Below are 10,537 nucleotides of genomic sequence, written 5' to 3'. Positions count from 1 at the left end.
GCTCATGGACACGGCGCCCGCCGACGAACCGCTGGCGTTCATCGTCGCGGGCCTACGCACGCTCGCCGAGACGAAATTCGAAGGTCGCAAGGATGACCTGAGGCAGCGGCGCGCCATCGTGGCGTCCGACCCGGGGCTGGGCGAACGCGACCAGCACAAGCGCGCGATGCTGGCCCAGGTGATGCGGGACGGCTTCCGCGCCCGCGGCCTCGACCCGCTCCGGGCCGACCTGCTCGCCGAGACAGCGGGAACCCTGATGTACGTGTCCGTCGCCGCATGGCTCGAAACCGACGACGGTCGCCGGCTCGGCGACATCATCGACGCCGCACTCGCGACGCTGCGGGCCGAACTGGAAGGGCTGCCGAACGGTCAGGGTGCTTCGCAGGGGTGAGACCGGCGCGAGCGGCACCGGTGGACGGCCCCACCGCACGGCCGCACGCCGGTCACCGACCCGACTCCGCCCGGGTGCCGCTCATCGGTCGGGCGTCGCTGCGACCGGGCTGCTGGCCGCAGTCACGCCCACATCCACGGCTACCCCTTGACGGTGACCTGGTGTTGAGCACAGGCAGCGATCAACCTGGGGACTGCGGCGGCCAGGTTGCCCTGCCGTAGCTTCACCGCCTCCGGCGCATCGCGCGGATCCTGCGCCCGTTGCACCCGCTGCACCATGCCCACCGCGAAGACCCCGGCAGACCGCATATCCTCGTGCGCGGAGCGTTGGAACAACTCCCCCACCCGCTGCACCTCGTCGTCAGGGGCGACCTCGCCCTCCCCGGCCCGCACCACGAACCCGGCCGACCGGCAGGCCGTCACCCCCGGATCCTCGTCCCCCCGGTCAGCGAGCTGCCAGTACGCCACCGCGCCGCCACCCAGGGCGAGCACCGCGAGGGCCGCCACCGACGGGATGACCCATCGATGCCATCGTCGTGGCACCTCGGCGGTGGGCCCGACCCAGGAGTGGTCGTCAGTCACCCGGACGTCCTTTCTCGACACTGCTCACGCGGGAGCGAAAACTACCACCCGCCGCACACGACCGGCACCACCGGCCAGAGACACGGGAAGCGCCCTTTCCGATACGATGAGCTACATCCGCGCACATCTATGAATGCTTGAGATCGACCGATGACCGCTACCCGAGCGGACGGCGCGTCCGCCCTGCTGCCGGACCCGGGTCGGGCCCGCACACTCGACGAGCTCACCGCGGCGCTGAGGTCCCTGAAGCTCTGGGCCGGAAGCCCGTCCTACGAACGGATCACCAACCAGGTCAACCACGCCTGGCGGGCCGCCGGCCGCCCTGCCGGCGAGTGGACCAAACGTCCCACGGTCGTGGACTGTTTCAAGCCCGGCCGGCGACGACTGAACGCCGACCTCGTCACCGCGATCGTGCGGGCCCTGCACCCGGACGAGGGATACGTGCACCAGTGGCGTCAGGCGCTCCGGGTGCTCGGCGGGGAGGCCCAGGCCGCCACCGTGGTACGGGTCCAGGACCGGTTGCCGCCCGACCTCGCCGGGTTCACCGGTCGCGCCAGCGAACTCGACCAGCTCCGGCACACCCTCGGCCACCACCGACACACCACCGGGGCGATGGCGGTCGCGGCGATCGAGGGCATGGCCGGGGTCGGCAAAACCCAGCTCGCCGTCCACGCCGGGCACCTCCTGATCCGGGAGTCCCGCTTCGACCGGACGCTCTTCGTCAATCTGCGCGGGTTCTTCCCCGACCCCGCCCGGCCTCCCGCGGACCCGGCCGCCGTCCTGGACGGGTTCCTGCGGCTGCTCGGCGTACCGGCCCACCAGATCCCCCACGACCTGTCCGCCCGCACGGCGGCCTACCGCGACCGGCTCACCGGCACCCGTACCCTGATCGTGCTGGACAATGCTGCCGACGTCGACCAGGTCCGGCCGCTCCTCCCCGAGGTTCCCGACTGTCTCACCCTGATCACCAGCCGGCGGATCCTGTCCGACCTGCGGCCGGCCACGCGCCTGGTGGTCGACGTGTTCACCGAGGACGAGGCCGTCGACTATCTCGCCCGGGTCGTCGGCCGGATCCCCAGGGGTGACGACCCGGACGCGGCGGCGCGTATCACCCGACGATGCGGCCATCTCCCCCTGGCTCTCGACCTGACCGCCGGACACATGCGGGCCACCCCCGGCTGGACCCTCACCGACCACGCCGACCGGCTCGACGAACGCCACCTCCAGCGACGCCTGGAAACCGGCGTCGAACTCGCCCTCGACCTCTCCTACCACCATCTGCCCACCGACCAGCGACGGCTGCTGCGGCTGCTGGCGCTGCACCCCGGGCAGGACAGTGACGCCTACGCTGCCGCCGCCCTGACCGGCACCGGCCTGGACACCACCCGTAAGCACCTGGACCACCTGTGCCGCGACCATCTCCTCCAGCAGTCCGCCTCGGGCCGCTACACGTTGCACGACCTCGTCCGGGCCTTCGCCGTCACCCGCGCACACGACGAGGTACGTCCCGCCGACCGTCGGGAAGCCCTCACCCGCCTTTTCGACCACTATCTCGCCACGGCGGCCACCGCGATGAACGCCCTGCACCCCGCCCAGGCGCACCTTCGTCCCCACGTTCCGCCGACCGGCACACCCGCCCCCGACCTGGCCAACCCGGACAGCGCTCTGGCCTGGCTCGACATCGAACGGCCCACCCTGGTCACCGTCGCGGCCCACACCGCCGGCCACGGCTGGCCCGGCCACACGACGCGCCTCTCGCGCATCCTGTACCGCTACTTCGCCGGCGGTCACGGCAGCGACGCCGTCACCGTCCACCAGCACGCGCACCACGCGGCCCGGCACACCGGCGACGTCACCGAACAGGCCCACGCCCTGACCGATCTCGGCGTCGCCTATCTCTGGGTCGCCCGGTACGAGTCCGCCGTCGAGCACCTCACCACGGCCCTGCACCTGTTCGGCCAGACCGGACACGGGTTCGGGCAGGCCCGGACCCACACCAACCTGGGCGTCGCCGAACAGCGGCTCGGCCACTACCGCAGGGCCGCCGCCCACTTCGCGCAGGCCCGGACCGCGCACCTGCGGGCCGGCGACCAGACCGGCCAGGCCCGCGCGTTGAGCAACCTCGGTGACGTCGAACAGCGCCTGGGCCACTACCGCAGAGCCGCCCGGCACCTCCGACAGGCACTCGCCCTGTACCGACGGAGCGGAGACCACGCCGGTGAGGCGGTGTCGCTGGCCAACCTCGCGGAGGTCGACACCCGGTCGGGGCGGTACGGGGCGGCTGCGGAGAACCTGGACCGGGCGCTCGTCCTGTTCCGTCAGGCCGGTCACCGCAACGGCGAGGCCTGGGCCCTGGACGGGCTCGGCACCCTCCACCGCCACCTCGGACAGGCCACCGAGGCCGCCCGACATCATCGGCAGGCCCTGACGATCCTGCAGACGACCGGGGACAGGCACGGCGCGGCGTGGGCGCTCAACGGGCTCGGCGAGGCCACCCTCGCCGCCGGCCACGCCACCGACGCGCTCACCCACCACACTGCCGCCCACACCATCGCCGCCGAGATCGGCGCCCGGGACCAGCGGGCCCGTGCCCAGGCCGGGCTCGCCGGCGCCCACCGCGCCCTCGACCGGCACGATCGGGCCCGCGACCACTACCGGCAGGCCCTGACCATCTACACGGACCTCGGCACCCCCGAAGCCGACCAGATCCGCGCCTGCCTCGCCGCCCTCGACGACGCAGGTCCCCCGGAGCTGACCGTGCGGTCCCCGGAGCTGCCCTGATCTCCGGAGACCGCACGCGTGGCGGCTGGGGTCACCCGCCGGCCCGTCGACATCCCGCCGGGGAACACGTCGGGGTGGGGCAGGTCGGATGGGTGGTGCCGGGTATGCAGACCGGTGGCTGCACGGGATTGGCGTCGACGTCCGGTCGTTGCAGTCCGACGTAGACGATGGCGGCGGACGCGCCGAGCACGCCGACGTCCAGGGCGCACGTGTCCAGCCACAGCGTGGCGACCTGCCGGGTGCGGCAGAGCTCCTGCGCCCACAGCCTGGTGTTCTGGTTGAGGTTGCCGGCGTAGAACGGTGCCGTCGGGTTACCCACGGCGACGGCGGTGCAGGGTTGCAGCAGGGTGGCGGAAGGGCTGACCCGCCAACTGTTGCCGAACCTGTCGTAGAGGTCGGCATGGGAGAGCGGCACGCGCAGGGCGCCGCTGCCCTTGACCTCGAGGTAGTGCGGATCGTCATCGGGGTTGCCCAGGAGGCCGCGCACCGTCGGCGCCCCGGGTCCGACGCCGATGCCCAGGTCGAGGTACCCCGTGTTGGCGGTGGCGCGGACGCTGTTACCCGACGGGTCCTTGAACGTGTACACGTTGTTGACGCGGTCGATCGCCACCCCGTTGGGCAGCAGCAGTGACCCGCCGGTCGGCAGGCTGGTGGTGGTGCCGTTCACCACCAGCCGTGTCCCGTCGCACAGTGCCAGCCTCGCGTTGCCCATCCTCAGCGCGACCGACCGGTTGACCGAGGTGTTGGGCCAGGTCGAGCCACCGGGCGCCTTGCGGGTCTGCACCTCGAACGTCGAACCGGCCTGGGCCTCGACGAAGTCGCCCGTGGCCTGGAAGTCGTAGAACAGACCGCCGAACGTGTACTGGTGGGTGTCGCCGATGACCGCGGCGATGCGACAGGCCGACGCCGCCGCCGGACCCTGGACCGACTCGTTGATGACGACGGCCGGCGCCGGGCTCGACGGGACCGGACCCGGGGGGCCGAAGTTGAGGTTGTTCCGCTCACTGCTGAAGCCGAAGTTCTGACAGTCGGGCCTGACCGGGCTGCCGTCCTCGACGGTCGTGCGGACGTTGAAGCTCGCCTCGGGATTGAACTTCGCCGTTGAGCCGTGGCCGTAGCCGAACACGTTGAACTCGACCTGCGTCCACTCCGAGGCGGGTTCCTGGGGATCCGGTGGCAGAGCGTGGAGGATGCCCGCTCCCGTGGACGAGTAGATCCGCCCCGACCCGTCGTTGAAGGTGACGGTGTCGGTCTCCTGCCCATCGGCCGTCTTCGCGACCGAGCCGTCCAGTCGCAGGGCCGGCTTCGCCATGCTCTGGATCGGCAGGTAGGGCAGCTGGATCGCGTCGGTCTTGCGCGAGCAGTGGGTCTCTGAGTCGTCCGGTGCCTCGGTCCACCCCGGTGGGCACGGCTGGCCCGGGTCCGGGTTGTAGTGCAGCAGCCAGTACTCGACGTAGAGGCGGCTGGGGCTGGGATCCGGGTTGGGATTGCCGCCCCTGGTGCCGTCGTTGGCGAACACGAACTGCTTCCAGCCCCGGCACAGGCCGGCGGTCGGTGAACCGTTGCACTCCTGGACCCGGAGGTGGTTGGTGTTGAGCTGGAACGAGTAGCTGCCCGGCATGGTCGGCCCGTCGGTCGGGACGCTGGTCACGCTCAGGTTCTGCTGGTTGACCTTCTCGAAACTGCCGGACGCGCGGGTGATCGGACCGGCACCCGTCGGCCTTCCCGTCACGATCCCGATCCCGCCCCCGACGTCCCGCCGGGGAGCCTGTTCGAGGTTCGGGGCCATCGGAGCCGAGGGCGGGGCCACGCACCCGGTCTTCTGCCACACCAGTTCGGGATAGGCTGCGGTGAAGCACCCCTGCGCCGACGGCCGCGGCACCTTCACCATCGTCGAATGCCAGTCCTGAAGATCCCCCTGGGCGGCCGGGGGCCTCCCCTCCCCGCTGGCTTGTACCCCCATCCCCAGCAGGACCGCCGCGATCGTGATGCCCACCAGCCCGGATGGTGACCGGTGTTCTCGCGGTAGCAATCTCATCATCGTTCCCTCCCACCGCAGGTGGAATAGCTCGGCGCCCGCCCTCGGGGCGGGCCTCGCCGACGAGCGTCGCGTGACGTCGGGCCGTGCGGGGGATCCCCATACAAACCCATACCTGCCCACCCGGCAGTGTTGGTGCACCGAGGTGGCGTCCGGTCCGCCGGACACCGCGTCCGACGCCCTCCGCAGTGCGGGAGGTGATGCGAGGATGGCGGCCGTGGTGAGCATCGACTCGTTGACTGGACGTGACCGCGAAGAGTGGGAGGGTTTGACCCGGCGTTTCCCCGCGCACTGGGCGGGCCGGCCGGATCGACCCGCGACCGAGGTCGACGACGAGGGCTACGAACGCACGTGGCAGCGCCTGGTGGACGGCGAACAGATCCGGGGCATCTGCGCACGGCGCGACGGTGAGATGGTGGGCATCGCGCATTACCTGTTCCACGCCGCCGTCTACCGGGGATACATCCTGTACAGCTACTCACGAGCTGCGGCCATCACCACGACGTGACCGGCGTCCGGTCGTCGGTGCCGGTGGTCCCGGAAAGTCCGGCGTCGACGCCCGGGTGGTGGTCACACCAGAGCCCGTCCGGCGGACGCGCGTCACCCGCGCGGACGCCGGTCGCGGGACGGCCCGACTGCCAGGAGCCGCTGCGGCAGATGAACTGGGTGGTGCCGCTGTACTGGGTGGTGCCGCCGTCGACGTAGCTGTAGCTGGCCCGCACGGGGTGGCCGAGGTTGCTGGCCGGGCAGGTGGCGAAGAGAGTCGGCCCGGCGGTCGTGAAGGTGCCGACACTGCCGGAGTACCAGGTGATGCTCCAGGTCGTCGTGCCGGTGCTGCTGGCGTCGCAGTAGAACTGCGACGCGCCGGACTCGCAGAAGGGAGCCGGGGCGGCGGCGAGAGCCGGCGTGGCGCCGGCGGCGGCGAGGCTCAGGGCGGCGAGCGCGGACGCCGCCAACACCTTGACGGTGGTACGCATGAAACTCCTCCCAACGTAGCCGAGCGATGACTCAGTGCGACGCCAGCCTAGCTGTCGCATCGACGTACCCGAATTAGCTGTTCGGTTGGTCGGTCCCCCGCCGTAGCCACCGGTCGTGGTGGATCGCCTCGGTGAGGGGCCTGCGCCGCCGCCACCCGTGCCGCTCCAGATCGGGCACGGCCTCCAGGTGGGTGACCGGCCCGACGCAGAGCCAGGCCACCGGCCGGATTCCGGCCGGCACACCCAGCAGCTCGGCCAGGAACGGCTCCCGGTAGAAGGACACCCACCCGACGCCCAGCCCTTCGGCGGTGGCGGCGAGCCAGAGGTTCTGGATGGCCAGGCAGACCGAGTAGAGGCCCGCGTCGGCGATGGCGTGCCGCCCGAGCACCGCCGGGCCGCCGCGCTGCGGGTCGTAGGTGACGACCACCGACAGCGTCGACTCCAGCACCCCGTCGATCTTGATACGCGCGAACCGCTCGGCCGCCGCACCGTCCAGAGTGGCGGCGAACGTCGCCCGCTCGGCCTGCACGTGCCGATGGAACCGGCGACGGACGGCCGGGTCCCGGACCAGGACGAAATCCCACGGCTGCGAGTTGCCGACGCTGGGCGCGGCGTGCGCGGCGTCGAGAATCCGGTGCAGGGTGTCGGCCGGCACCGGCTCCCCGGTGAACTCGGCCCGGACGTCCCGGCGGCGGTGGATGGCGTCGTAGAGTTCCACAGGCAGGCTCCCGCTGCGCTCGGCCCACCCCCGACGGGTGGGCGCTCGACGCGAGGCCGGTCTTCGGACTCCCGGATCAACGCCTACCCGTCCGCCTTCCCAGCCCTTGGGCCAGTGGCTGCGCTCCTCGCGCCTGGACGGTCGCTCCCCGGTCACCGCGGCGGGCCCGTGCCGGAATCACACCGGCTTCCCGATTCTCCCCGCATGCGCGGGGCACCTCGCACGATCATGCCGTCGCCGATGCTAACCCGCACCACCGACGCCGGCCGGCCACGGCCCGACCCGACAGCACACGCAGCGGGTCCCCGTGTTCCGGCGTCCACGGGGACGCCGGGGTGTGCGACGTCCTCGCCGAGGTGGCCGGCTGCCAGGCCTACGACGAGGCGCGCTTCGGTCGCTGGACTCCCGTGCGGCGGGAGGAGCACGTCGGGGTCGAGGTGCCGGACCCGTTGCGCAGCGACACGGTGTTCGAGACCGTGGCTTCGGGACGTGATGTCGTGGTCCGCGACGGCGGCGCGGCGACCGTACGAGCCGGTGCCGGCGAGGTCCGTCCGGTCCGGGCGCGTCGAACGACGGAGAGGGAGAACGGCATGACCGAGACGGCCGGCGACGAGGAGCTGAGGCTGCCGCACGGATACACCAACGCGACCAGCCGGGTGGCCGGCACGGTGCGCAAGTCCTACCTGGGGCCCGATGCCGGACAGCGCTTCACGGTCGAGCGGGCCGCACTGTCCGGGCTGGCCGGCAGCTTTCCCGTCCCGGAGGTCCGGGCGGCCCCCGACGGCGAGCTTGCCGTCGCGGAGGTCGCCGGTTGGCATGCGCAGGACGCCCTGGACGGTGGTCACGCCGCTGCAGTCCTGCGGCTGTGCGGCCAGGCCCGGCGACGGCTGTCCGACGTCGACCCCGCGACGGTGCCGGGTCTTCCCGGCACCGGCGAGGTGATCGTGCACGGCGACTTCGGCCCGCAGAACATCCTGGTGAACGAGGCGGTCGACGAGGTGCTGGCGGTCATCGACTGGGAGCTGTGCCATCTCGGCCCGGCGGTCGAGGACCTCGCGTGGACCGAGTGGATCGTACGGATGCACCATCCCCTGGCGGTCGATCACCTCGATCACCTCTTCACCGGCTACGGCGAGCGTCCGGGCTGGGGCGAGCGGCAGGCGGCCATGGTCCGGATGTGCCTGCGGTGTCGTGACTTCTGCGTGCGCTGGGGCGATCCGGTGGCCGCCGCGATGTGGAACCGGCGGACCGCCGCGACCGAGGCGTTCCGCGAGTGAGCGCGGCGGCGATCCCGGCGGCGGTGAGCGGCTGACATCGGTCCGATCCCGACCGGCCTCCCCCGGCTCGGGTCGGTCACCGCTCGATGCTGGCGTACTCGCAGACCGCCGCCGGGAAGCCGCCCGCGCCGAAGCGCAGCTCGACGACGTGCCCATGGGCGGTCTCGGTGACCGCCGGTGTGATCGACTGACCGGCCTGCGCCGGTCGCAGGTACCAGCACCGGCTGGTGTCGGTGCGGCCGGCCGGCACCCCCGCGTCGGCCAGCGCGTTCTCGCCGCGCTCCAGGTAGCACGCGAAGAAGACGTGGTCGTTCAGATCCGTCTCCCGGTCGCTGAAGGTGAAAGCCGCCGTCTCGGTTCCGCCGCTGCGGGGTCGTCGCGGCAGCTCCGGCAGCAGCGGCGAGTCGCCGCCGAAGCCCGGGGGCGCCTCGGTGCGCGGTGTGGGTCGTGCCCCGGCGCCGGCGTCCAACCAGGTCCACCGGCTGGTCCACACCGCCACCACGGTGCCGTCGGCGTCGCGCAGGGTCAGCTCGTCGTGCCCGCCGTACCAGCCACGCCGGTCGACGCCGAGGGTGACGGCCAGTTCGGCGTCGAGCGGCGCTCCGGGCAGCACCCGCACCGGCGGGGTGTACGCCTGCACGTACCGCACCACGGCGCGGACCCGGTGCCGTTCGAAGTAGGACCAGCGGTCGAGTCCGGCCGTCTCTCGCCACCAGCCGGCGGAGACCTCGTCGAGGAGGTGCACCAGCTGGGTCGGTTTCAGGGTGCCCCGTTGGGTGATGGCCGGATAGCGGGCCTCGGTGCCCGTGCGGTACACCCTGGACCCGACGGTCACGGCAGTGGTCCATCAGCCCGGGGTCGGCCGGGCCGCAGCGGTTTGATGGTGGTGCCCACCGTGAGCGGACGGGTTTGGCCCCCGCAGTGGTGTACCGCCATCGGACCCTCCGCCCGGCACGCGCAGGGCAACACCCGGTTGAGGCTGGAGCCGATGCAGAACTCCTCGAAGGCGGTCCGGTCGCCGGGAAGCAGCCGGGCCAGCAGCGCCATCACCGGGTCCACCGCCTTGATCCGGCCGTCGTCGTCGCGCACCTCCAGCCAGGCGTGGTCGAGGTCCATCATGCCGATCAGCCAACCCCCTCGGGCGTACGCCTCGTACCCCATCGCCCGGCACTCCCGTTCGAGATACAGGCTGGCGGAGACGCAGTTGACCACCCCGTTGGCGAGGGTGTCGTCCGGGTCGACCTGCCAACTCGACGGCAGCATCTGGAAACGCGGCCCGCCGTGCCGGATGCCGGCGAAGAGCCGGGCCAGCCGGGGGGAGACGATCCGGTCCGCCCGGCCCGCGGTGACCAGGTCCAGTTCGACGGCGACCAGATCGGGTACGGCCGGCAGCCGCACCTCGTCGTCGGTCACGGTCACCGGCCCGGCGGCGCTGGTCCAGCCGGAGGCCGCGCCACCGGTCAGCTCCGGAACCGGTCGGTGCAGCAGCCAGCCGGGGTCGGTGCCGCATCCGCCGTCCGGACACCGCAGCGTCGCGGTCATCCGCCAGGATCTCGGTTCCGTCCAGGTGGCGGCGGGCTTCAGGGAGAACCGGAACGCGAACTCCCAGCCGATCTCCGGCAGGCTGTTCCCGGTGCCCGAGTAGAGACCCAGATTGATGAGGTCGTAGTGGCAGAATCGCCGTTCGTCGCCCGCGCCGGTGACCGGCAGCCCGGCCTCGACCAGTAGCTCCAGCGTCTCGGCGGGGCAGCGTAGCAGCCCCAGCGCGCCCGCC

Annotated in this window: 9 protein-coding genes, 1 pseudogene and 1 riboswitch; of the genes and pseudogenes, 4 read left to right on the top strand and 6 right to left on the bottom strand. The window is 72.1% G+C overall.

Annotated features, from left to right (window positions below; translation table 11 throughout):
- Positions 1-391, top strand: a pseudogene (locus tag ACOJTC_RS32775) (hypothetical protein); the annotation flags it as partial.
- A gap of 140 nt (positions 392-531) precedes the next feature.
- Here ACOJTC_RS32775 and ACOJTC_RS32770 read toward each other — a convergent pair.
- Positions 532-972, bottom strand: a complete 441-nt coding sequence (locus ACOJTC_RS32770) for a hypothetical protein (protein ID WP_420119783.1) — start codon at positions 970-972, stop codon at positions 532-534.
- Positions 973-1,122: 150 nt separating this feature from the next.
- Between ACOJTC_RS32770 and ACOJTC_RS32765 the strand changes: the two genes are divergently transcribed.
- Complete coding sequence (locus ACOJTC_RS32765) at positions 1,123-3,753, top strand: tetratricopeptide repeat protein (protein ID WP_420119782.1); 2,631 nt, start codon at positions 1,123-1,125, stop codon at positions 3,751-3,753.
- Between the two features lie 31 nt (positions 3,754-3,784).
- Here ACOJTC_RS32765 and ACOJTC_RS32760 read toward each other — a convergent pair whose 3' ends face one another.
- The gene (locus ACOJTC_RS32760) at positions 3,785-5,749 is read right to left on the bottom strand and encodes a hypothetical protein (protein WP_420119781.1); all 1,965 of its coding nucleotides are present in this window, start codon (positions 5,747-5,749) and stop codon (positions 3,785-3,787) included.
- Positions 5,750-5,999: 250 nt separating this feature from the next.
- Between ACOJTC_RS32760 and ACOJTC_RS32755 the strand changes: the two genes are divergently transcribed.
- Positions 6,000-6,299 (top strand): GNAT family N-acetyltransferase, encoded by a 300-nt coding sequence (locus tag ACOJTC_RS32755; protein ID WP_420119780.1) that lies wholly within the window; start codon positions 6,000-6,002, stop codon positions 6,297-6,299.
- Here ACOJTC_RS32755 and ACOJTC_RS32750 read toward each other — a convergent pair.
- Positions 6,286-6,768, bottom strand: a complete 483-nt coding sequence (locus ACOJTC_RS32750; RefSeq protein WP_420119779.1) for a hypothetical protein — start codon at positions 6,766-6,768, stop codon at positions 6,286-6,288. The two genes, ACOJTC_RS32755 and ACOJTC_RS32750, sit on opposite strands and share 14 nt — an antisense overlap.
- A gap of 73 nt (positions 6,769-6,841) precedes the next feature.
- Positions 6,842-7,486: a 5,6-dimethylbenzimidazole synthase gene (gene bluB, locus ACOJTC_RS32745; protein ID WP_420119778.1), complete on the bottom strand. Its 645-nt coding sequence runs from the start codon at positions 7,484-7,486 to the stop codon at positions 6,842-6,844.
- 36 nt (positions 7,487-7,522) lie between these two features.
- Positions 7,523-7,722, bottom strand: a riboswitch (cobalamin riboswitch).
- Positions 7,723-7,821: 99 nt separating this feature from the next.
- Between bluB and ACOJTC_RS32740 the strand changes: the two genes are divergently transcribed.
- Positions 7,822-8,763: a phosphotransferase gene (locus tag ACOJTC_RS32740; RefSeq protein ID WP_420119777.1), complete on the top strand. Its 942-nt coding sequence runs from the start codon at positions 7,822-7,824 to the stop codon at positions 8,761-8,763.
- A 76-nt stretch (positions 8,764-8,839) separates the two neighbouring features.
- Here the strand turns inward: ACOJTC_RS32740 and ACOJTC_RS32735 are convergent, their stop codons facing one another.
- Both ACOJTC_RS32735 and ACOJTC_RS32730 read right to left on the bottom strand, forming a co-directional pair.
- Positions 8,840-9,598 carry a hypothetical protein gene (locus tag ACOJTC_RS32735; RefSeq protein ID WP_420119776.1) on the bottom strand — a complete coding sequence of 253 codons (759 nt, stop codon included), beginning with the start codon at positions 9,596-9,598 and terminating at the stop codon, positions 8,840-8,842.
- The coding region (locus tag ACOJTC_RS32730; protein WP_420119775.1) for a hypothetical protein at positions 9,595-10,537 on the bottom strand (943 nt) is incomplete at its 5' end. The genes ACOJTC_RS32730 and ACOJTC_RS32735, both read right to left, overlap by 4 nt.

Source organism: Micromonospora sp. (assembly GCF_048594385.1).
GTDB lineage: Bacteria > Actinomycetota > Actinomycetes > Mycobacteriales > Micromonosporaceae > Micromonospora > Micromonospora wenchangensis.
This window is presented reverse-complemented; position numbering and strand designations above follow the sequence as displayed.